The following is a 23,223-nucleotide window of genomic DNA, read 5'->3' on the forward strand; positions in this document are numbered from 1 at the left end:
TTCAGGTCGTCTGAAAGCGTTGTTTTTCATCCTTTCAGACGGCCTTTACATTATTCCTATGGCTAAAAACAATCAATACAGCGAATCCAGCATTACCGTCCTCAAAGGCTTGGAGCCGGTCAAAGAACGTCCCGGCATGTACACCCGTACCGATAGCCCGACCCATATCTGTCAGGAAGTCATCGACAACGCGGCGGACGAGGCGTTGGGCGGCTTCGCCACTGAAATCGACGTACGCATCCACGACGACGGTTCGCTTTCCGTACACGACAACGGACGCGGCATTCCCGTCGGGCTGCACCCTGTCGAAGGCGTGCCCGTGGTTGAACTCGTGTTTACCCGTCTGCACGCAGGCGGCAAGTTCAACAAAAAAGACGGCGGCAGCGCGTATGCCTTTTCAGGCGGCCTGCACGGCGTAGGCGTGTCCGTCACCAACGCCCTCTCCACCCGCCTCGAAGTAACCGTCAAACGCGAAGGCAAAATCCACCGCATCGTGTTTGCCGGCGGCGACGTGGTCGAACCGTTGGCGGAAGTGGGCAAATGCGCCGTCAAAGACAGCGGCACCGAAGTGCGCGTTTGGCCGGACGGCAAATATTTTGAAAGCCCGAATTACAGCATTCCCGAACTCGAACGCCTGCTGCGCGCCAAAGCCGTTCTGCTGCCGGGCGTGCGCGTTTCCCTGACCCGTCCGGTCAAAGGCGAAGACGAAGCACACACCCAAACCTGGCACTACCCCGACGGCCTGAAAAGCTATCTGACCGACCTGATTGCCGACGCGCAGGAAGCCGTACCGCTGTTTTCCTGTGAAAACTACATTTCAGACGACCACAACGGCGATTTCAGCATCGGCGAAGGCGCAGCGTTTGCCCTGACCTGGCTGGAAGAAGGTTCGTGCGCCAACGAAAGCTACGTCAACCTCATCCCCACCCCGCTGGGCGGCACGCACGAAGCAGGCTTGAAACAAGCCGTGTTCAACGCCGTCAACAACTTCATCAATCTGCACAACCTCCTACCGCGCGGCGTAAAAGTGCAAAGCGACGACGTGTTCAGCAAAACCGCCTTCGTCCTCTCTGCCCGCGTTCTCGACCCGCAATTCCAAGGTCAGACCAAAGATAAACTGACCAACCGCGACGCGCTGAAACTCGTCGCCGCCGTATCGGGTGACCCTTTGGAATTGTGGTTGAACCAAAACGTGGACTTCGGCAAAAAAATCGCCGAACTCGCCATCCGCCAGGCACAGGCGCGGATGCGTTCGGTTAAAAAAATCGAAAAGAAAAAAGGCAGCGGCGTCGCCGTCCTGCCCGGCAAACTGACCGACTGCGAAAGCGAAGACATCCGCGAAAACGAACTCTTCCTCGTCGAAGGCGATTCCGCCGGCGGCTCCGCCAAACTCGCCCGCGACAAAGCCACCCAAGCCATCCTGCCCCTGCGCGGCAAAGTGCTCAACAGTTTTGAAGTCCACCCCGACCAACTCTTCGGCAACGCCGAAATCCACGACATTTCCGTCGCCATCGGCGTCGATCCGCACGGCATCAACGACAATCCCGACTTAAGCGGCCTGCGCTACGGCAAAATCGCCATCCTGTCCGATGCCGACGTGGACGGCTCTCATATTCAAGTTTTGCTGCTGACCCTGTTCTACCGCCACTTCCCGAAACTGGTCGCCGACGGACACATCTACGTCGCCCAGCCGCCGCTGTTCCGCGTCGACGTCAACGCACAAGGCAAAAGCAAACCCGCCCGCAAATTCTACGCCCTCGACCAAAACGAACTCGACAGCATTTTAGAGCGGCTGCAAAAAGAAGGCGTCAAAGAAACCGCCTATTCCATCAGCCGTTTCAAAGGCTTGGGCGAGATGAACCCCGACCAGCTCAAAGACACCACCATGCACCCCGACACCCGCCGCCTGTTGCAGGTACAAATCCCCGAAGGCGCGGATGACGAAACACGCAACATCTTCGTCAAACTAATGGGCAAAGGCGAAGCCGCCGCCCGCCGCGCATGGATGGAAAAAGAAGGCGATACGGCAGAATTGGATATTTAATCTGTTTCAATAGACTAAAGGCCGTCTGAAACTTTAAAAGTTTCAGACGGCCTTTTTTAAAATCATCAGAATTTAAGGTTAAACAGTATTTCAATACCCCGTTACTTACCTGTTTCTATTTTTGCAGCTTAATTGTATCTTTAAGACAAATAAAAAAGCACTGACATAATCAGTACTTTTTAAATAATGGCGCGGCGGACGGGGCTCGAACCCGCGACCCCCGGCGTGACAGGCCGGTACTCTAACCAACTGAGCTACCACCGCGCATCCACTGTCAAAGACAATGAAAAAGAAACTTGGTGGGTGATGACGGAGTCGAACCGCCGACATTCTGCTTGTAAGGCAGACGCTCTACCAACTGAGCTAATCACCCGATAAGCCGACATTAAATCAAAAAATCAGACCACGCGCAAGGTTTTTATTTAAATAAAAATATATCCCATTGAAAGAATGTAGAATATTTTATTTAACCGAAAAAACACCGTTATGCCTATCTATCAATCAAAAATCAAATGTCCCAATTTATCCGCTTTAGTATGCAGATAACGTTCATTTTCCACATTTTCGCCGACATGTAATGCAATCCGTTCGACCACATTAATGCCGGAATCTTTCAACGTTTGGATTTTTTCAGGATTATTGGTCAACAACTTGACTTCACGAATATGCAGATAATCATAAATCTGCTTGGCTAAAGTGAAGTCGCGCGCATCAACAGGAAGGCCGAGTGCAACATTGGCCTCGACCGTATCCAAGCCCTGATCTTGCAGACGATAAGCACGGATTTTGTTTATCAAACCAATGCCCCTACCTTCTTGGCGCAAATATACGATAACGCCACGCCCTTCTTTTTGAACGGCCTGCATCGCTGCTTGAAGTTGAGGGCCGCAATCACATTTCACCGAAAATAAAGCATCGCCGGTCAAACACTCTGAATGGATACGCGACAACACAGGCAGGCCGTCTGAAACATCGCCCATCGTCAATGCGACATGCTCCTGACCGCCCTCTTCTTCAAAGCCGTGCATGGTAAATTCACCCCATTCCGTAGGCAAACGGCATGACGCGACAAACTTCAAGGCGTTACTCATTTTCCGCTTCCTCGTTTTCAGCTACACCCAACAGATTTTTCAAAGAATCCGACAGAGCCAAGGCAAGGGCAATCCAAGCCACCAATACTTCGTCGGGCGCGCCGTCTTTGACATCAAACTCAGCATGCACCACACCCAAAACCGCACCGCTGGGCATACAGACAGGAACAGAAATCTGACTCAAGCCGGGATGATTGCGTTCGGCCGACAATTCACCAATTTCCTGCCAATACGCCACATTCTGACAAACATTCATCCAACCGCTTTGCGCCGTACGCACAGCCAAAAAAGCCTGTCCGGTCTGCTCGTCGATTGGAATCACATTTTCCAATGGCATGCCCCAACGGCTCAGTCGAACCAGCGACAACGCGCCATCTTTCGGAAACGCGGTATAAACCGCAGCACTTTTCAAATGCTCGGTGCGCTCGGCAACCGAATCCAAAGCCATAAAAATCTGTTTCAGCAACAATTCATGTTCGGCATCAACATAATCCGCCAACTGCCAACCGTCTTCAGACGGCCACAAAATCGAACGCTCAACTGAAGCATTGCCCATTTTAATCACAGCCTGAGCAGTCAAATAAGCAACATGTATATCATCCGCAGGCAACTTCAAACCTTGCGTCTGCAAGAAATCTTTAATCAATAAAGCAGGCATCTGCCCTTCCTCACCAATAGTAAAGTTGAGGCCGTCTGAAAACAAACCCTGCTTTCAGACGGCCGGAATAAAACATTATATAAGGGATAAACCGAAAAATTCAAGCAAACAAGACTTTGCGCCACCATTAATCTTGTGTATAATCCACGATTCAAATTAGTGCGGACGTGGCGAAATTGGTAGACGCACCAGATTTAGGTTCTGGCGCCGCGAGGTGTGAGAGTTCGAGTCTCTCCGTCCGCACCACACTCAAAATGAGCAGCTTTCGGGCTGCTTTTTTTACATCTATTCCACTATACACCCTATTCAAAATCGAAACTGCTTTTACAGACGTTTCCATTTTATCTTTCAGACGGCCTATCATTTATGTTGAATCCATCGCAAAAACTTGTCGAATTGGTCCGTATCCTTGAAGAACGTGCCTATATTTTTCCGGGAGATCCTGTGCAGGCGACGGAAGCGTTGCGACATATTGATGGCGGTAACGAGGAAAAACTACTACGCCGTGCCCAAATTATTGACCGCGACCAGCATTTGAAATATGTGTTGCAACAGGTGGAGACAGGCTCGTTTTGGCTTTGGATTGTTGCGGCGACGTTGTTGTTTACGGTCGGTTTTTCCAGTACTTATCTTTTGATGGACAATCAGGGGCTGAACTTTTTTCTGGTCTTGGCCGGGATTTTGGGCATGAATACAATCATGCTGCTGGTGTGGCTGGCTACTTTATTCCTGCGTTTGAAAAATGTGCACTTTATCAGCAGTCCGGCAACTTGGTTCCGAGACAAAGATCCTGTCAATCAGGCAATTTTGCGGCTTTATGTGGATGAATGGCGCAAACCGCAAACGCGTTGGCTGATTGGTGCAACTTCGCACGGTCTATGGCTATGCACGCTGTCGGGAATGTTGGTTTCTGTTTTGCTGCTGCTTTTGGTACGTCAATATACATTCAACTGGGAAAGCACGCTTTTAAGTAATACGGCATTGGTGAAAACGGTTGAGGCTTTGTCATGGCTGCCGGAACGTTTGGGCTTTCCTGTTCCCGACAGTCAGGCCGTAATTGCAGGCCGTCTGAACAATCATATCGAAGATGCACGCGCTTGGGCGGGTTTACTCATCGGCAGCATTATCTGTTATGGCATTCTGCCGCGCTTGCTTGCTTGGCTGGCTTGCAAGATTACTTTAAAAACCCTTCGCGAACGTTTGGATTTGAATCAGCCGTACTATCAAAACATCCTCCGCACATGGCAAACGAAAATTGTCGATGCCGATGATTTTCAGGAAAACATCATCCCTGTTTCATCTAAAATTACGCTGAATAATGCGCCCAAATGGGCAGTTACACTGGAAACGGAATGGCCTGAGCCGCTTTGGTTTTCCGGCGTTTTGGCACAAGAATGGATAGATAAAGGCGTGGCCGCCGGCAGAAAAGATTTGGAACAATTAGAAGCCGAATTGAAACAAACTCCGGCGCAACTTCTCATCGGCGTACGCACGCAAACTGTTCCCGACCGCGGCATTTTGCGTCAAATCAGCCGTTTGGCCGAAGCGACGGACGGCGGCGTTATCATTCAACTTTTGAATCAAGACAGTTTCTCTGAAGATTTGGATACCAAACTGGATTATTGGCGCGATGCGTTGGCAGAAAGAAACATTGCCTGGTTGGAGCCGACCCGTTTGGCACAAGAAAAACGGCAAAACTCTATTTGACAGATAAACCGAAGGCCGTCTGAAACCTGATGTTTGGGTTTCAGACGGCCTTATTTATTGTTGAGGATTCATATTAATGATATTCGTGGCGACGCTCTTGATGATGTTTGGGCTTGGCCGCGTGGTGTTTGGCTTTAGGTGCAGGTTTTTTCATTTTTTGCGGTTTGGCTTTTTTGTGCATACGTTCTTGTTTCGGATGCATTTCGTGTTTACCGTGTGCAGAAGCGACTGGAGCCAATACCAAACCGGCAGCTGCAACCATCAAAGAGGTCATTTGAATCAGTTTTTTCATATTTATCTTCTTTCAAGGGGTTGATTTGAGGTAAAAATAAGAATTTATTCGCACTCAAGCGATGGACAAATATTAATGGCTTTGACTGTCAGCTGCTGTCAGCATTCGGCGAAATCTGTTCAAAATTCGGCAATAGAAGTATAGCAACACGATGATGTAGCATGATTTTGAAAGTTTACCGTCAATTTTGACAAAGCGTCTTTACACATTTCCCAAATGACAAAAAGCGCGAACCTTACGATTCGCGCTTTTTTCAGACGGCCTCAATTATTTCTTGTCGTCTTTTACTTCTTCAAAGTCTGCATCTACGACATCATCGTCTTTCTTGGCAGAAGACGGCTCGGCTTGTGCGCTTTCGCCTGCTTGAGCTTCGGCTTGTGCTTGCGCGTAAACCATTTCGCCCAGTTTTTGGCTGGCTGTGCCCAGTGCTTCGGCTTTGGCATCGATGGCGGCTTTGTCGTCGCCTTTTACGGCTTCTTCGGCTTCTTTCAGCGCGGCTTCGATTTTTTCTTTCTCGGCTGCGTCGAGTTTGTCGCCGTAGTCTGCCAAAGATTTTTTCACGGAGTGAATCAGGGCTTCGGCTTGGTTGCGTGAAGCGACCAATTCAGTCAGTTTTTTGTCTTCCTCAGCATTGGCTTCGGCATCTTTCACCATGCGTTCGATTTCTTCTTCGCTCAAACCTGAAGAACCTTGGATGGTGATATTGGCCGCTTTGCCTGTGCCTTTGTCTTTAGCAGAAACGTGCAAGATACCGTTGGCGTCGATGTCGAAAGTAACTTCAATTTGTGGCATACCACGTGGTGCAGGTGCAATGTCGCCCAAGTTGAACTGACCCAAAGATTTGTTGGCAGAAGCGCGTTCACGTTCGCCTTGCAGCACATGGATGGTTACTGCGCTTTGGTTGTCTTCGGCGGTAGAGAACACTTGCGACGCTTTGGTCGGGATGGTGGTGTTCTTCTGAATCAGCTTGGTCATCACGCCACCCATGGTTTCGATACCCAAAGACAGGGGCGTTACGTCCAGCAGCAATACGTCGCTGCGGCCGCCGCTTAACACTTCGCCTTGAATCGCTGCGCCTACGGCAACGGCTTCATCAGGGTTCACGTCTTTGCGCGGCTCTTTGCCGAAGAAGTCTTTAACGGCTTCTTGCACTTTCGGCATACGGGACTGACCGCCGACCAAGATTACGTCGTCGATGTCGCTGGTGCTCAAGCCGGCATCTTTCAATGCGATTTTACAAGGCTCAATAGAGCGGGCAATCAAGTCTTCAACCAGGCTTTCGAATTTGGCGCGGGTAATTTTCATTGCCAAGTGTTTCGGACCGGTTGCGTCCATGGTGATGTACGGCAGGTTGATTTCGGTTTGCTGACCGCTAGACAATTCGATTTTGGCTTTTTCGGCAGCTTCTTTCAGGCGTTGCAATGCCATCACGTCTTGTTTCAAATCAATGCCTTGTTCTTTTTTGAACTCGTCAATGATGTAGTCGATCAAGCGTTGGTCGAAGTCTTCACCGCCCAAGAAAGTATCGCCGTTGGTAGCCAATACTTCAAATTGTTTGTCGCCGTCGAGGTTGGCAATTTCGATGATGGAAATATCGAAAGTACCGCCACCCAAGTCATATACGGCTACTTTGCGGTCTTTGTTGTCGCCTTTGTCCATACCGAATGCCAAAGCGGCTGCGGTTGGTTCGTTGATGATACGTTTTACTTCCAAACCTGCGATGCGGCCTGCGTCTTTAGTCGCTTGACGTTGGCTGTCGTTGAAGTAGGCAGGAACGGTAATCACAGCTTCAGTGACTTTCTCGCCCAAGTAAGCTTCAGCGGCTTCTTTCATTTTACGCAAAACTTCTGCGGAAATTTGAGGAGGAGACAGCTCTTTGCCTTGCGCTTTCACCCATGCGTCGCCATTGTTGGCTTTGATGATTTCGAAAGGCATGGATTCGATGTCGCGTTGAACTTCTTTGTCTTCAAATTTGTGGCCGATCAAACGTTTGGCGGCGTAAATAGTGTTTTTAGCATTGGTTACCGCTTGGCGTTTTGCAGGCGCGCCGACGAGGATTTCGCCGCCGTCCAAATAAGCGATAACGGAAGGAGTGGTGCGCGCACCTTCTGCATTTTCGATCACTTTGGTTTGACCGTTTTCAGAAATGGCCAAACAAGAGTTGGTTGTACCTAAGTCAATACCGATTACTTTTGCCATATTATGTTGCTCCTAATAAATAAACTTTTCTAAATTAATAATCCTGTGGAACATTTCGTTCCGATGGCTTGTAAATAAGGTTGCTTCATTTTTTTTCAAGGCTTAATTTGAATTTTTTTTCAAATTAAATTCAATAACTTGATTTATTTATCCACAAGCCGTTTATTCTTTTTTCAGACGGCCGGTTTTAATTTTCCGATTCCGGTTTATCGGAATGATTTTCCAATAGTGGAACATCGGGCTTTGAAACCGGATAAGGCTGTCTGAAGATTTTATGCTTGATAAACTTTATCAAGCGGTGCCTTCAATCTTCTTTTTTCGCCACGACAACCATCGCAGGACGCAAAACGCGGTCGGATAATGTGTAGCCTTTTTTCATCACGCTGACGATGGTGTTCGGCTCTTGCTCGCTGACCACTGTCTGCATGGCTTGGTGGTAATGCGGATCAAGTTTCTCGCCTGCTTGAGGATTGACTTCTTTAATATGGGTGGCATCAAACGCTTTTTGCAACTCGTTCAAAGTCATTTGCACGCCCATTTTCAGGGCATCGAAATTACCGCTTTGGTCGAGCAGCGCCATTTCAAGATAGTCTTTGACAGGCAGCATTTCGGCCGCAAATTTTTGTCCGGCGAATTTATGGGTATCGGCAATTTCTTGCTGATGGCGGCGGCGCAGGTTTTGCTCGTTTGCCAAACCGCGCAGCTCGCTGTCTTTGAGCTGACCTTCCAACTCGGCAATACGCGCCTGCAGATCTTCGTAAGTCGGCTCGGCTTGTACTTCGGCTTGTTCGGTTTCAACTGCTTCAGCAGTTTCTACGGCTGCCGCTTCCTCGGCTTCGTTTTGGTGTTGTTCGTTACGATCCGTCATTTCTGACATCCTTTTAGAGTGTTAGCATTCAATAACCCATATATAAGGCCGTCTGAAAAAACTTCAAGCATTTGAACGTCGATTATCAAATGCCTTGTTAAAAGACGTTGGAAAACGGTAAGATAGCCATCTGATTTTATTCTTCAGACGGCCTCGAATATGAAAAAAGACCATTTGAATTCAACTGATTTTAATCTGTGGCACACCATCCGCGAAGAAACCGAAGCCGCAGCCGCAGCCGAACCGATGCTGGCGAGCTTCCTACATCAAACCGTGTTGCGCCACGATTCGCTCGATTCGGTACTTGCCTACCATCTTTCCAGCAAGCTCGGCAGTCCGATTATGGATGTACGCGCGCTGTTTGAAATTTATCAGCAGGCTTTGAGCGTGGACACCCGCATCAGCAAATGCGTCGAGGCCGACTTGAAAGCCATTTATGAGCGCGACCCGGCTTGTGATGAATATTCGCTGCCGCTGTTGTATTTCAAAGGTTTCCACGCCGTACAGGCACACCGCATCAACCACTGGCTCTATCAAAACGGCCGTAAAACGCTGGCGTATTTCCTGCAAAACCGCATGTCGGAAGTCTTCGGTGTCGATATCCACCCGGCCGCCCGTTTCGGTCACGGCCTGATGCTCGACCATGCCACCGGTTTTGTGGCCGGCGAAACCGCTGTCTTGGGCAACAATATTTCCATCCTCCACGGCGTAACGCTGGGTGGTTCGGGCAAAGAAAGCGGCGACCGCCACCCGAAAATCGGCGATGGCGTGATGATTGGTGCAAATGCCTCAATTTTGGGCAACATCCGCATCGGCGTAAATGCCAAAATCGGCGCAGGCAGCGTGGTGGTTGCCGATGTACCGTCTTCGATTACCGTTGTCGGCGTACCGGCCAAACCAGTTGGCCGCTCGTCCAAAACCCCGTCTGCCGATATGGATCAAAACATTCAATTATCGACTACGGATTTTGTGATTTAAGCAATCTGCCATTTAAAAGGCCGTCTGAAAGATTTGTTCTTTCAGACGGCCTTTTATGATTTAAATCTTAGTGTTAACCGCGTTTGCGCAAGGCTTCCAAGTGCATTTTAACCTGCTTGACTTTCTCTTCGGTAAACAGGTTGGCAATGTTTTTCCAAATGCTGTGATAACCGTAAGGCCCATGTTGCATTTCGGCTTTTGCTTCTTCCACCGGCCAGCCTTGATAAATGATGCGGTACATTCCGGCAATCAAACCGGTACGGTCTGCGCCGTGATAACAATGGATAAGCACTGCGCCGTTTTGCTGTTGTTTTTCAATCAGGTATAGGATTTCTGCAATCTCTTTCGGCTTAATACTCCATGACAGCAATGGATGGTTTAACAAGGTCAAACCATACTCTTTCAAATGATCGTCATCGTTGCGGTCGAAAAAGCGCAGGTTGATCACGCTTTGAATGCCCAGTTTGACGATGGCTTCGCCATCTTCGGCAACAGGCTGCTCGCTGCGGTAAAGCTTGTCGTCGATGCGATAAAGGTTGGCATCGTGTTTGACGGGGGTTGCCCAACGCTCGGACTGAACGGCTTTGCTGCCTTTATCCGGCGGCACGGACGAGCAAGCGATGGGCAAGCCGGAAGCGAGAAGGCACAATAAAAGACGGCGCATAAAATTCCTGTATGAAAATCAATTGGAAATCAAAATATCATGCGATTCTATCAAAACCCGTTCGGATATTCTATCCGCGCAAACCGCGTTACAATAAAGCCTCTTTTTTCAGACGGCCTTTCATCATGACCTGCCTTGCTTGGAACACCACGCCTCCCCTTGCTACCCTTTGCCACGCAATCGAACAACATACCGCACCGCTTTATTTGATTGTCTGCCTGCCTGAAAACCATATTCCCGATTTTCCGCTGCCAAATCATCCCTCCGAGCTTGAAGGCCGTCTGAACAACCGTCTCGCTCAAGCCATGAAATGCCTTCAGTTCAACAGCGTCAACGTTTTAGAAAACCTATTGCCTGATATGCATCTCTGGCTGGTTCCGCCACACCGTGCCGACCGCTTACACGAACATTTCCCTCATATCGAATGGCAAACCGAAGCCATACCCCAATCCGCCCCTGTTCCTCTAAAACCTTGGTTCAGACGGCCCGAACATCAAGCCGCGCCCGAACACGTCCTGATCATCGGCGCAGGCATTGCCGGCGCGGCAACCGCGCGCAAACTGGCTGAACACGGCGTACGCGTTACGGTTTTGGAGGCAGGCAAAGCGGCGCAGGCAGGCAGCGGCAACCGCCAAGGCTTGCTCTACGCCAAAATCTCGCCACACGATACCGAACAAACCGAGCTGCTGCTGACAGGCTACGGCTACACGCGCCGATTGTTGGAAGACTTGCTGTCCGACTCCGACGTATGGGGCGGCGACGGCGTATTGCATTTGAATTTTGACGACAGCGAACGCAAACGCAATCAGGCCTTGGGTTTGCAACACCAGCATAAACACCTCTACCGCAGCGTATCTGCCGAAGAGGCTGCGTCCATCGCAGGCATAGACGTATTTTCAGACGGCCTTTACTGGCCGCAAGGCGTATGGCTGAATCCGCCCGCCGTCGTGCATACCTTATTGAATCATCCGCTGATTGAGTTGCACGAACATTCGCCGCTGACCGCAGTATCACATGACGGCACACAATGGACGGCACACACGCTGGACGCGCATTTCAACGCCAGCCATATCGTTTACTGTATGGGCGCGCACAGCCCGACTGCCGCCGACACCAACGTCTCCGCCCTGCCTTTCCGCCAAATCCGCGGACAAACCGGCGTTGTATCCGCCAGCCCGTTTTCACAAAAACTGCGTTGCGCCATTTCCGGCGAAAGCTACATCAGTCCAAGCTGGCAAGGCCGCCACTGCTACGGCGCGACATTTATCCTCAACAGCAACGATGAAACTTGGTATCCGCACGAAGAAACCGAAAACCGCGCCGCCCTGCAACAGCTCAATCCGCCATTGGCACAATCCCTGTTTGAGCGAGATTCGTTTTCAGACGGCCTTCTCGACACACAAGGCCATGCCGCCCTACGTTGCGACAGCCTCGACCACTTACCCGTTGTCGGCGCGCTCGGCGACATCACCGCCATGCAGTCCGCTTACGCCAAGCTGGCATTGGACAAAAACTACCGCCTCGACAATATCCCCTGCCCTTACCTGCCCAATGCCTACATCAATACGGCACACGGCACGCGCGGACTGGCGACAGCCCCCATCTGCGCCGCCGCCATTGCAGCCGAAATACTCGGCTTGCCGCATCCGCTATCGCAAAGGCTGAGAACCGCGCTACACCCCAACCGCGCCATCATCCGCGCGATTGTTCGGCAGCAGCCGTTGTTATCCGATTAAGGATTTCGCTGTAAATAAAAAAGGCCGTCTGAAAGTCATTAAAACTTTCAGACGGCCTTTAGCTATCCGTTAACTGCTTAGAATTTCCATTCCAAAGACACGGCATAGTTGCGACCTGGGGCACGGTAGCGATCTAAGCCTTTGCCATCGCGGTCAACGCCGTTGGTGGTGCTGTAGCTTTACCAACCTTCCTTTCTGTTCTAATTACCTTAGAACTTGGCTTCAAGCGTGAAGTTGTAGCTTCTGCCGGGGGAGGTGAAGCGTTCTATACCGGCATGGGTTTTGTTGTCGACGCGGTTGACTGTGCCGAATTCGCGGATGCTGCGCAGCGATTCCCAAGTGTAGTATTTTTTGTTGCCGATGTTGTACGCACCGGCGCGCAGGGTGAAGTATTTGCCCAAGTTGACGTAGCCTGTCAGGTCGAAAAGCGTATAGGCTTTGCTGTGCTTGGCAAACGGCCATGGGTTGTTCAAATCATCACTGCTGTGAACGGTGTCAGACGGTTTTTTAGCTGCGGTGTGTGTCAGGTACGCATTGACGCCCCAGCGTTTGGACGGCGCATCGTAGCCCAGATTGTAAACGGCAGACCATGGGGAAAGGGCGTTAATCGGGGTTTCCTGTCCGTTGGTCTGTTTGGCTTTGCCTTTGATGTAGCTGACGTTGATACCTGCGTGCGTGCCTTGCGGCAAACCGATGCTGTCAAGGTTCCATGTGCCGTTAAATTCCAAACCTTTCGCCCATGCGGAGGAACGGTTTTGGTTTTGCCAAACGGGTGAGCTGACCAAGGCGGTACCGTCGGAAATCGGCGCATAATTAGGGCTGTTGGGGTTGTCTGAGGACACGCCCATGTAGGTCAGTTCGATAAAGTTGCGGTAGCGGGTTTGGAAACCGGAGAATTTAAAGTTTCCGGCTTTGCCGCTGCCGGCAAGTCCCAGTTCGAAGTTTTTGGCGGTTTCTGCCTTAAGGTTAGGGTTTGCTTTAAGGTAGAAGTCAGGATGCGGGAACAATAGCCAAGTTTCGTCTGAAGTCGGCGCGCGGAAGCCAGTGCTATATTTTGCCAAAAGATTCAGACGCGGCGTGAATTTCCAGTCTAATCCTAAACCGTAGCTGAAACCGCTGTGTTTACGCTCGCTGCCGAGATAAGGAATTTGACCGCGGATGGCAGGAGTGTAGTTGGGATTGTCTTTGGCTTTGCTGCTGCTGTTGTCGTAGCGAAGCCCGGCATTGAGGCGGTATTGGCTGCTGTCGCCGAATTGGAATGTGTTGTTCCAGTAGGCAAAACGGTTTTTGGAGGAGCTTTCGACCAGCATAGTCAATTCTTGGTTGTTGGACGTTTGATATTTCGGGTCGTATAGGCGTACCCAATAGCTATGATCTCTATTGTCGTTGTCGTTTTGGGAACCACCCAATCCGTATTGCATTGCCCATACCAATTTGGAAAAGTCGATTTGTTTTTCAGCATCGGCACCAAATTGGGTATTTTTTTGACGGATGTTGCGAAACATATGGTACACGTCGCTGTTCACACCGTTGCTGGCGTAATCGGTCGGCAAGTCCCAAGTCCAGGTACTCATGTCGATGGTTTGACGGTCGTAATGCAGGTTGAGACTGTCCCATGGTCCTTTGTCAAGTTGGTTTTTGTATTCAAAACCGATGCGTTTACGGTAGGAGATGTCTTGGCGGGAACGGGTATCGCCTAGTGCCTCGCCTTTCCAGTTTGCCGCCCACATATTAGATAATTCAGTCGTCGTGCGGTCGGTGCGTGAATCCTCGTAAATCCAACCGATACGGTTTTTATCGTTGAAGTTGTAACCCAGTTTGAATAAGGTGCTTTTGTTTACCCAATCTTGTGGATCGGGTTTGCTGCGGGCTACGCCGCGGCTGCCGTAGTTGGTGCTGCCGGCATTCGGGTTCCAGCTTTGTTTGTTGTCGGTGATGACGGTATCGGCAGCGTCGCTGTTGTTTTTGGTTTCTTTACCGAAACGGCGGGTATAAACCATCAATGCATCCAGCCCCAACCAGGTTCCAGCGGCGGTTATGCTGCTGAATTTTTGGCTGTTGCGTCCGATATAGCCGCCTTTAATGCCTAAGTGGTAAGGCTTTTCTTCGGAAACATAGTCGCTTGCGGATTTGGTTTTATAGTTGACGGCACCGCCCAATGCGCCGCTGCCGGATTTGAGCGAGTCCGCGCCTTTGTTGATGGTAACTTCCGAGAAGTTTTCGGGTTCGGAAGTGTTGCGGTTGGCATTGAAGTTGCCGTATGCGCCGAACAGTTCTTGGAATGCTTCAGACGACCTGCTTTCTGCTTGTGCCAGTCCGTCCACGTTGATGGCGACACGGTCTTTATCGACACCGCGTATGGTAAAACCGTTAGAACCTGAGCGTCCGCCTTCGACGACGCTGATGCCCGGATCGTAGCGTACCAAGTCGCTTTCATCAGAGACCATTTGTTTATCCAATGCCTGACGGCGGACTTTCTCTTCACCGAGTTTTTGGACTTTGCGGCCGCCGATGACTTTGACTTCATTCAAGTCCTGATGGGCTTGTGGTACGGGGTCGGCAGCGAAGGCAGGGAAAGTTTGGCTGACAATAGCTGCCAGCAGTACGGGTTTAAAGGGGAAGGACATTTTTTGCCTCTTAAAGATGTACTGATTATCGGTTTATTGGGATGTTTGACGTACGGTTACTTGCTGACAGGTGTCAAGCTTGTATCCGTCGTATTACGGTCGTCATCATTCTTCACGCCGCCGAATACGGTATCCAACGATTTATCGGCATCAAAGGTAACTTTACCGCCTATACTGACTTCTGTTTTATCGCCGTTAAATTGACCAAAGAATTTTCCTTCGACTTTGCCGTTTTTACCATCGGATTCAGCAGTGCCTGAGAAATCAACGCCGTTGATGCCAACATCTTTCATCACAACATCCGGACCGTAATCCGCATTACCTAAAATCGTGCCGCCGAGTTTGTTGGTGTTGAAATTGGCTGTCAGCAGTGAAAGTTTGGGCGTGTTTTTTTCAGACGACCCGGAGGATTTGCCCGGATCGTAGGTTGAGGTAACGATATTGCCGTTGCGGACGCGGACAGCCCAAACTTCGTATGTAGTCTTGCCTTTTGCCACTGTACTGTCTGACGGAGTGTAATAAGACGGTTTCGCCGTTCCGACGGGTTTGCCGCCGACAAACAGGTCTGCTGTGCCGTCTGCATTTATCCATGCGCCGAATTTGAGGTGGTCATGTTTGGTTGCCGGTGCATAGGTGAATTGTCCGGAATTGCTGCAACAGACAAACAGTTTTCCACCCTCAGACAAAGGCTGGCCTTCGTGGCGTGTACGCAGGGCATAAGATGGGCTGGAGTAAGAGGGGACAATCGGGTCGGAATATGAGCTGATGTTGTAATAGTTGCCTGAAGGGGTTTGATAGACATATTGCTTATCGGTATAGCTGCCCCATGATGTTTTTACTTCGAGCTCCGCTTCATGCAGGCTGCCACCTTTTCCGGAAAGGGTATTGATGGTCTGTATCGCACTGCTTTCATCGCTCAGCTTAACATTGGCGATAGGTTGCGCTGTCGGAATAGCAACGGGAACTTTGGGTTCAGATGCACCTCCACCTGCACATGCAGTCAAAATAAAGGTAGTTGCAATGGGTACTATAAATACATTAATTTTCATAACCAATCTCTCTAAATACAAGCTTCTCAAATACAATAATGATAAGTATTACTAATAATATGAAATATTGTGTAATAAATATTTTATTTTAGCAATACCAATATTTTCTCTATCAGTAGTTAGGGTGAATCTTTATGCTATCCTCTCTCTGTTAAATATATTTACGTAATTTATAATCCTATAAAAATAAATAAGTTATATATATTTCGTAAATTTGCCGTTATAATAATAAATCTAAATACGAATCTGTATTTTTTATGCAAAAATAAAATTACCTGAGATGCCTCAGGCAGTTTTATGATAAGAGCAAATCCCTTATTAGAAACGGTTTGCCCTGCAATATATACATATATTTCGGATGACTTTAAATGCTAAAAATAAAACAAAAAATTGTCTCAGCTTCTTTGTGCTACCTATTGCCGTCGGCAGTCTTTGCTGAATTTCCCGAAAAGGGTGTTCGGCAGAATATTTCTTCTCAGAATACTGCTGTACAAGCACAACAGAAACAATGGTTAGATATTTTATCTGAGGAAGAAAGGTCACCTGAAAAGAATGAGAATATAGGCAGACCGACTCTGATTAACGATGATTTTTTAGCGTCAAACCCGCATATTCTTGAGGACGCGTTAGTTCAAGCACTTAACGGCAATAGCGCAGATCTGGTTTCCTCGCTTGTTGCCCTTTACCGCAAACAGCCCAACCACAATCCCAAACTGATTGCGCGTGCCGATGCTTTGCTAGCAAAGTTGAAAGGACGAAATTCCGAAGCGGTCGAACGTTATCGTACCCTTTATGAATCTGACGTTTCAGACGACCGCATATTGTTGGATTTGGCAGCTGCAGAGTTTCAGGACCATCGTTTGGGTGAGGCAACGATGCATTTTCGTCATGCCGCGCAACGCGATATACCTGCCCCCGTTTTGGAAAATGTCAAACGTTTTCAAGAAGCCGTTAAACGGCAGACAGAATGGAAATGGTCTGGCGGAATCAGCCCCGTGCATAACGATAATGCCAACAACGCTGCTCCGCGTTATTGCATCGAAACAAGGGGGCAAACCGCATGCAGTGTCACCTTACCTGTCAGTGCCAACGGCTTGAATTACGAATTGAACACCGAAAAACTCACCCCATTGTATGGGCATCACGCCATCAAATTCCGTACCAACCTCAGCGGCACAAGCTATTTTTTCGACCGTCAATCGGCTTACGACGATGCGTTCGGCAGGGCTTATTTGGGATGGCAGCGCAAGGATGGCAAACAAACCATCAGCGTTTTACCGTTTTATCAGGCACAGTTGGCAGGCAGCAGCGAGTTTGACAGCAAAAAAGAAAATAACCGTCGCGCCGCGCCGTATATGCTGGCACACGGGGTTGGCGTACAGCTTTCGCATATGGTCAATCTCGGTAACGCAACACAACTTTATTACTCACTGGAGCGCTACCGCCAAAACTATCGGGAAACTGATCGTGCACTGCGCAACGATGGTTGGCACGACAGTACTTATCTTTCCCTAGCGCGCCGTTTCGGCAGTACGACCCTGTTCGGCGGTTGGCAATACAACCGCTTTGTTCCTGAAAACAAAAACATACGTAATACTGTCAACAATGCGGCCTACCACCGCAACGGTTTCAATATAGGTTGGATACAGCAATGGCAGGTTTTAGGCGGACTTAACAGCAGACTTACCGCTTCATTTGCCAACCGTCGCTATAAAGGCATTATGGCATTCGGTACCGAGCCACAACGCAACCGAGAGCGTTCCCTCTCTATCAACCTTAGCCACAACAAATTATCTTATAAAGGCATTACCCCTACTTTGAATTATAGTTATAGTCACATCCGTAGCAATGCACCATATGCAATGCGTAATATTCATCAATGGTCATTAGGTGGTGAATGGAATTTTTAAAGGAGAATCAAATCTGAGTAGGTATAAGACAGCAACCCGTTCAAACAAAACTTTGTAGTGTAATTAAAGGCCCCTGCAAACATCTACGCCGAGACCTTGTCTGTTTGATTTAATTATTGTTTAGAGTCTGTGCGGTGTCATACCTTCAGGCGCTTCTGCACCTTCCGGCAAACCGAAGGTTTCGCGCAAAATCACTTTATAGAAAGCAAATGCTTCGCGCGCACCTTGAATGGCTTCCGCTTCAGCTTCCGGAGTCAAGTTCAAAGCGTTCAGATGCTCGACAAAAGCGCGCCAGTGTTTGCCGCGGCCGTTTGGATGCGGAGCCAGGTGGCGTGCGCCGAATTCGCCGTTGTATTCAAGTTTTTGAGCGTGTTTGAACAAGAATGCTGCGCCCAAATTAGAACCTTCGGCGCAATACAGCCAGCCGATGGCTTTATTGCCGGTTTCGTGTGGCAATTCTTTGTCAAATTTGTAAGGCTCTTCGCCCAAGTCTTTCAAGTCTTGAGTCACGGCATCGTAACGTGCCATGTATTCAAGTTCAGGAATGGCTTTGTTCAATTCGGCATCTTTATAGATATGGTCAACAGCCTTATGGAAAACAGATTGAAGTTTCAAGAATTTGATGTAGTTTTCTTTGCTAGAAAAAGGTTGAACGGACATAACCAGGTTATCAACGCTGTCGTGCGTTGTCGTGGTTTGCTCTTTCAAGCGTTTGGCGAAAGTCAGCTCTTGGGTCTCACTCATGATATTTCCTTAGAATAAGGGACAAATGGTTTCAGACGGCCTTTATGGTTAAAAATACCGTCTAATTTGAAAAGAATCGTTTTAAAAACAAAGAAGATAACTTTTAACCTGCTTCAGGTTCATTGATCGCACACCTTCCACAAATCTACAAGTCTCATCGCGTTTTTCAGGAATAAGAATATATATTATTTTTATCCTAATGACAATAAACCAAACTAAGACCTATTAATAAAATTTAACAGCCCATAGCAATAATCTTCCAAAGTTTTTCAAACTTTTCAGACGGGCCAAACCTTATTAAACAGCCGCTATTCAATCCAATATCAACCTAAATTTGGGCTATCCTGCTGTTTTCCTTTATAATGCGACACTCTTTGCACCTTCTTTATCCCCTGCCGAACCATGAAACGGATTCCTGCCTACCATCGCTGGTGGCGCTACAAGTCTTATCTTCCTGATGCGACGCTGCCTGCACATACGGTGGAATGCCCGGATTGCGGCTGCCGTATGGATATTCCGCGCCTGCGTCAGGGGCAGGAAGCGCATTGTCCGGTGTGCAACCATGAAATTGTGGAGGTGGAAAACAATCCGTATATTGCGCCGATTGCCTATGCGCTGACAACCTTGATTCTGATGGCGTTTGCGTACAATATGGTGTATATCCGCGTCGATTTATTCGGCGTGACATCGATTTTGTCGTTGCCGCAAATGATGCGGCTTTTGATTTCGCTGGATTACGGTTTTCTGGCGGAAGTGATGTTTATCCTTACCTTCGGCGCGCCTTTACTGTTTCTGCTGCTCTGCCTTTATGTTTATACGGCTTTGATACGTGAAAAGGCCTACCCTGCGCTGCGCTTTGCAACGCGTGTATTGGTGCGGCTGCGTCATTGGATTATGGTGGATGTGTTTTTTATTTCCACTCTGGTGGCGTATATCAAGCTCTCGTCCGTTGCTACGGTAGAATTCGGCTCGGCGTTTTATCTGATGTTTCCGTTGTCGGTCATGCTGATTCGGACTTCGGTATCGATTCCGCAGCATTGGGTTTATTATAAGATTCACCGTTTAACCGGCGGCCATGCGGTTCAGACGGCCACTGAAGACAAAATCTGTTGCAGCCGCTGCCTGTATTTCCGCGATAAAGACGAGCAGCCTTGCGGCGTATGCGGTGCGGACTTATACCGCCGCCGCCCGAAAAGCCTGAGCATTTCTCTGGCGTTTTTAGTCGCGGCGTTTATCCTGTATTTCCCTGCCAACATCCTGCCGATTATGATTTCGTCCAACCCGACGGCCTTGGAGATCAACACGATTTTCAACGGCATTGTTTATATGTGGGACGACGGCGACCGATTGATTGCCGTGATTATCTTTAGTGCCAGTATTATGGTGCCGGTTTTGAAGATTATTGCGATGGCGGTTTTGATTTATTCCGCATACTTCAAACCTGTGATGAGCGCGGACAAGATGTCGGTTTTGTATCGGATTACCGAATCCATCGGCCGCTGGTCGATGATTGATATTTTTGTGATTATCATTTTGATGAGTTCGTTCCACACCAATATGGCGCGCGTTGTACCGGGTGGTGCAGCGATTTACTTCTGCCTGGTCGTTATTTTGACCATGCTTTCGGCCTATTATTTCGATCCCCGTCTGATTTGGGACAAGCAACAACAGCTTTCAGACGGCCTTGATTCTGACCAGACCTTAACACAATGAGAAAACACGATTCTTCACCCAATTATCACGCCCCGGCGCGTGTCAAGAAAACCAATGTCTTCACATCCGTCGTGTGGCTGATTCCGCTGATTGCGCTGATTGCCGGCGGCTGGCTTTTGGTTAAAGACATCCGCAACCGCGGCCCTGTCGTTACGCTGTTGATGGACAGCGCCGAAGGCATCGAGGTCAACAACACCGTTATTAAGGTGTTGAACGTCGATGTCGGACGCGTTACCCGCATCAAATTGCGCGACGACCAAAAAGGCGTGGAAGTCACCGCCCAACTCAGCGCCGACGCCAAAAACCTTATCCGCAGCGATACCCAATTTTGGGTAGTCAAACCGCGTATCGACCAAAGCGGCGTTACCGGCTTGGGGACCTTGCTTTCCGGCTCATATATTGCATTCACACCGGGCAAAAGCCAAGAAACCAAAGATGTTTTTGTCGTCCAAGACATTCCGCCGATTGCCGCCATCGGTCAAAGCGGCCTGCGCCTGAATTTGATTGGCAAAAACGACCGCATCCTCAACGTCAGCAGCCCTGTTTTGTATGAAAACTTTATGGTCGGCCAAGTAGAAAGCGCGCATTTCGACCCGTCCGACCAAAGCGTGCATTACACCATCTTCATCCAAAGCCCCAACGACAAACTGATTAATTCCGCCAGCCGTTTCTGGCTGGAAAGCGGCATTAATATCGAAACCACAGGCAGCGGTGTCAAACTCAATTCTGCCCCTCTGCCTGCCCTGCTGTCCGGCGCGATTTCCTTTGACTCGCCTAAAACAAGCGACAGCAAAAACGTCAAAAGCGAAGACAGCTTCACGCTTTACGACAGTCGCAGCGAAGTCGCCAACTTGCCTGATGACCGCTCGCTGTACTACACCGCGTTTTTCAAACAATCCGTACGCGGTCTGTCTGCCGGTTCGCCTGTCGAATACAAAGGCCTGAATGTCGGTGTGGTTTCCGATGTTCCTTATTTCGACCGCAACGACAGCCTGCACTTGTTTGAAAACGGCTGGATTCCCGTACGCATCCGCATTGAGCCTTCCCGTTTGGAAATCAATGCCGACGAACAAAGCAAAGAACATTGGAAACAACAATTTCAGACGGCCTTAAACAAAGGCCTGACCGCCACCATCTCCAGCAACAACCTGCTGACCGGCAGCAAAATGATTGAGTTGAACGATCAGCCTTCTACCTCGCCTAAGCTGCGACCGCATACCGTTTATGCAGGCGATACCGTTATCGCAACCCAAGGCGGCGGTTTGGACGATTTACAGGCAAAAGTGGCCGATTTGTTAGACAAGTTCAATAATCTGCCATTGGATAAAACCGTTGCCGGCTTGAACGGTTCGCTTGCCGAGCTCAAGTCCACACTCAAATCTGCCAATGCCGCCCTAAGCTCCATCGACAAACTTGTCAGCAAACCGCAGACACAAAACATCCCTAACGAGTTGAACCAAACCCTGAAAGAATTGCGTCAAACCCTGCAAGGCGTATCACCTCAATCGCCTATCTACGGCGACGTACAAAATACGCTGCAAAGTTTGGACAAAACCTTAAAAGACGTTCAACCCGTGATTAATACTTTGAAAGAAAAACCCAACGCGCTGATTTTCAACAGCAGCAGCAAAGACCCTATACCGAAAGGAAGCCGATAATGCGCCTCTTCCCGATTGCCGCCGCCCTGACGCTTGCCGCCTGCGGCACTGCGCAAAGCACACAATATTTCGTTCTGCCCGACAGCCAGTATATCCGACCTGCTACGCATGGCAGCGAAATTGCGGTTAAAGTCAACCTTGCCGAACCGCTTGCCAACGGCGGCCTCGTTTACCAAACCGATGCCTATCATGTGAATCTGGCGAAAAACCACCTTTGGGCGGCACCGCTCGATGGCGCGTTGGCAGCAAACCTCAGCAACAAGCTCAACCGCCTCAATCCACATCGCACCTTTGTGCCTGCTTCACGCAGCCAAAGCAGCCAAACCCTGAAAATCTATATCGAAGCCTTCCAAGGCAGCTATCAGGGGCAGACCACCATCAGCGGTTATGCACAATGGCCGGACGGACGCAACAAACCGTTTAACGCCGTCACGCCGCAACAAGGCGATGGCTATACCGCCATGCTCGAATCGTTGGAAAACGGTTTGTCACAGGTTGCCGATACGATTGCCTATTAAACCAAAAGGCCGTCTGAAAGATGTTCAGACGGCCTTTTTCATGTTTCAAACATTCATTACAACGCACGGTTAAAATACAAAGCCACGCCGGAACGCTCGCTCATCGCTAACAAATAATCCATCAATTTTTGCGGCCATTGAATGCCGCGCACAACGGTCAGGTTACGCAAAATAGGGAACGTCAGGATATCTTCCAAACTGATTTCACCGCCCAAGCCCTCGCCTTCGCACACCAGCGCTTCCAGTTCGGCCAAGTCTTGATGCAGACGCTCCAAATATTGCGCCGTTTTGTTCAGATTAGTCTCGAAATTGCCGATACTTCTCTCTTTTTTGTCGATAAAGTATTTTTTCGCTTCATCGGTCTCAAATTCAGGCAGACTGATTTTGACCATGCGCGGCTGTACCAATTTGTTATTGTATTCGCCCACTTTGTCCAACCACGCCTGAACCTCGGGACGAACCATTTCTTTCAGACGGCCTTGATCGATGTAACGGACAATATCCAAACTCTCGCCCATAAACGAACCGTCTTCTTTTTGCAGAATCGGCACTTGTTTTGAACCAATCATGCCAATCGGCGTAGCTTCGTCATCGTTCGCCAAGACAATTTCTTCCACCGCCACATCGCGCAAGCCGAAAATCATCCGCGCACGGACGCAAAACGGGCAATGGTCGTAAATATACAGTTTCATCGAAATACTCCTTAAAATTTCAAAACGGTTAACCATAACACCCAAAGCCGTCTGAAACAAGGTGTCCTGAAACAT

The 23,223-nt window shown here is 49.2% G+C and carries 18 protein-coding genes and 3 tRNA genes; 9 read left to right on the forward strand and 12 right to left on the reverse strand.

The features are described from left to right. Window positions 1-58: 58 nt before the first annotated feature. Window positions 59-2,044 (forward strand): DNA topoisomerase IV subunit B, encoded by a 1,986-nt coding sequence (gene parE / locus ACTHTA_RS07600; protein WP_308887840.1) that lies wholly within the window; start codon window positions 59-61, stop codon window positions 2,042-2,044. 187 nt (window positions 2,045-2,231) lie between these two features. Here parE and ACTHTA_RS07605 read toward each other — a convergent pair. The 4 genes from ACTHTA_RS07605 to ACTHTA_RS07620 all read right to left on the reverse strand — a co-directional run bounded on the left by ACTHTA_RS07605 (window position 2,232) and on the right by ACTHTA_RS07620 (window position 3,793). Next, a tRNA-Asp gene (locus tag ACTHTA_RS07605) sits at window positions 2,232-2,308 on the reverse strand. A 33-nt stretch (window positions 2,309-2,341) separates the two neighbouring features. Continuing rightward, window positions 2,342-2,417, reverse strand: a tRNA-Val gene (locus tag ACTHTA_RS07610). A 124-nt stretch (window positions 2,418-2,541) separates the two neighbouring features. Further along, on the reverse strand, window positions 2,542-3,135 hold the full coding sequence (gene ribA / locus ACTHTA_RS07615; protein ID WP_063068903.1) for a GTP cyclohydrolase II: 594 nt from the start codon (window positions 3,133-3,135) through the stop codon (window positions 2,542-2,544). Next, window positions 3,128-3,793: a hypothetical protein gene (locus tag ACTHTA_RS07620; RefSeq protein ID WP_308887838.1), complete on the reverse strand. Its 666-nt coding sequence runs from the start codon at window positions 3,791-3,793 to the stop codon at window positions 3,128-3,130. Before ACTHTA_RS07620 ends, ribA begins: the two co-directional genes overlap by 8 nt. A 161-nt stretch (window positions 3,794-3,954) precedes the next feature. Between ACTHTA_RS07620 and ACTHTA_RS07625 the strand changes: the two genes are divergently transcribed. Then, window positions 3,955-4,039 (forward strand) — tRNA-Leu (locus tag ACTHTA_RS07625). A 120-nt stretch (window positions 4,040-4,159) separates the two neighbouring features. Further along, window positions 4,160-5,500 (forward strand): DUF2868 domain-containing protein, encoded by a 1,341-nt coding sequence (locus tag ACTHTA_RS07630; RefSeq protein WP_308887837.1) that lies wholly within the window; start codon window positions 4,160-4,162, stop codon window positions 5,498-5,500. A 73-nt stretch (window positions 5,501-5,573) separates the two neighbouring features. Here ACTHTA_RS07630 and ACTHTA_RS07635 read toward each other — a convergent pair whose 3' ends face one another. The 3 genes from ACTHTA_RS07635 to grpE form a co-directional block, all read right to left on the reverse strand. After that, a complete protein-coding gene (locus tag ACTHTA_RS07635) occupies window positions 5,574-5,792 on the reverse strand; it encodes a hypothetical protein (protein ID WP_154954394.1) in 219 nt (72 codons plus the stop codon). A 267-nt stretch (window positions 5,793-6,059) separates the two neighbouring features. After that, window positions 6,060-7,991 (reverse strand): molecular chaperone DnaK, encoded by a 1,932-nt coding sequence (gene dnaK / locus ACTHTA_RS07640; protein WP_308887836.1) that lies wholly within the window; start codon window positions 7,989-7,991, stop codon window positions 6,060-6,062. Between the two features lie 304 nt (window positions 7,992-8,295). Beyond that, window positions 8,296-8,868, reverse strand: a complete 573-nt coding sequence (gene grpE / locus ACTHTA_RS07645) for a nucleotide exchange factor GrpE (RefSeq protein WP_308887835.1) — start codon at window positions 8,866-8,868, stop codon at window positions 8,296-8,298. 150 nt (window positions 8,869-9,018) lie between these two features. Between grpE and cysE the strand changes: the two genes are divergently transcribed. After that, complete coding sequence (cysE, locus tag ACTHTA_RS07650; RefSeq protein ID WP_070749276.1) at window positions 9,019-9,837, forward strand: serine O-acetyltransferase; 819 nt, start codon at window positions 9,019-9,021, stop codon at window positions 9,835-9,837. Window positions 9,838-9,910: 73 nt separating this feature from the next. Here the strand turns inward: cysE and ACTHTA_RS07655 are convergent, their stop codons facing one another. Next, the gene (locus tag ACTHTA_RS07655; RefSeq protein WP_308887833.1) at window positions 9,911-10,501 is read right to left on the reverse strand and encodes a tyrosine-protein phosphatase; all 591 of its coding nucleotides are present in this window, start codon (window positions 10,499-10,501) and stop codon (window positions 9,911-9,913) included. Window positions 10,502-10,626: 125 nt separating this feature from the next. On the opposite strand from ACTHTA_RS07655, the gene mnmC reads away from it, so the two are divergent. After that, window positions 10,627-12,237: an FAD-dependent 5-carboxymethylaminomethyl-2-thiouridine(34) oxidoreductase MnmC gene (gene mnmC, locus ACTHTA_RS07660; protein WP_308887832.1), complete on the forward strand. Its 1,611-nt coding sequence runs from the start codon at window positions 10,627-10,629 to the stop codon at window positions 12,235-12,237. A gap of 209 nt (window positions 12,238-12,446) precedes the next feature. Here mnmC and ACTHTA_RS07665 read toward each other — a convergent pair whose 3' ends face one another. Further along, complete coding sequence (locus ACTHTA_RS07665; RefSeq protein WP_193617979.1) at window positions 12,447-14,864, reverse strand: TonB-dependent hemoglobin/transferrin/lactoferrin family receptor; 2,418 nt, start codon at window positions 14,862-14,864, stop codon at window positions 12,447-12,449. A 56-nt stretch (window positions 14,865-14,920) separates the two neighbouring features. After that, a complete protein-coding gene (locus ACTHTA_RS07670) occupies window positions 14,921-15,913 on the reverse strand; it encodes a Slam-dependent surface lipoprotein (RefSeq protein ID WP_440364405.1) in 993 nt (330 codons plus the stop codon). Between the two features lie 368 nt (window positions 15,914-16,281). On the opposite strand from ACTHTA_RS07670, the gene ACTHTA_RS07675 reads away from it, so the two are divergent. Continuing rightward, entirely contained in the window at window positions 16,282-17,823 is a 1,542-nt protein-coding gene (locus tag ACTHTA_RS07675) for a surface lipoprotein assembly modifier (RefSeq protein WP_308887829.1), read from the forward strand. Window positions 17,824-17,943: 120 nt separating this feature from the next. Here the strand turns inward: ACTHTA_RS07675 and ACTHTA_RS07680 are convergent, their stop codons facing one another. Continuing rightward, window positions 17,944-18,567 (reverse strand): biliverdin-producing heme oxygenase, encoded by a 624-nt coding sequence (locus tag ACTHTA_RS07680; RefSeq protein ID WP_070630747.1) that lies wholly within the window; start codon window positions 18,565-18,567, stop codon window positions 17,944-17,946. A gap of 402 nt (window positions 18,568-18,969) precedes the next feature. On the opposite strand from ACTHTA_RS07680, the gene ACTHTA_RS07685 reads away from it, so the two are divergent. From ACTHTA_RS07685 to ACTHTA_RS07695, 3 genes are read left to right on the forward strand one after another with little or no spacing between them, the layout of a single operon-like run. After that, window positions 18,970-20,280, forward strand: coding sequence for a paraquat-inducible protein A (locus tag ACTHTA_RS07685; RefSeq protein ID WP_083290081.1), 1,311 nt, complete (start codon window positions 18,970-18,972; stop codon window positions 20,278-20,280). Beyond that, a complete protein-coding gene (pqiB, locus tag ACTHTA_RS07690) occupies window positions 20,277-21,938 on the forward strand; it encodes an intermembrane transport protein PqiB (RefSeq protein WP_440364404.1) in 1,662 nt (553 codons plus the stop codon). The genes ACTHTA_RS07685 and pqiB overlap by 4 nt, the downstream gene beginning before the upstream one ends. Continuing rightward, a complete protein-coding gene (locus tag ACTHTA_RS07695) occupies window positions 21,938-22,456 on the forward strand; it encodes a PqiC family protein (protein ID WP_308887827.1) in 519 nt (172 codons plus the stop codon). Before pqiB ends, ACTHTA_RS07695 begins: the two co-directional genes overlap by 1 nt. Window positions 22,457-22,512: 56 nt before the next feature. Here ACTHTA_RS07695 and ACTHTA_RS07700 read toward each other — a convergent pair whose 3' ends face one another. Next, the gene (locus ACTHTA_RS07700; protein ID WP_308887825.1) at window positions 22,513-23,223 is read right to left on the reverse strand and encodes a GrxB family glutaredoxin; all 711 of its coding nucleotides are present in this window, start codon (window positions 23,221-23,223) and stop codon (window positions 22,513-22,515) included.

The sequence above is a fragment of the Neisseria sp. P0013.S005 genome (assembly GCF_051958425.1).
In the GTDB taxonomy this organism is placed as follows: Bacteria; Pseudomonadota; Gammaproteobacteria; order Burkholderiales; family Neisseriaceae; genus Neisseria; species Neisseria subflava.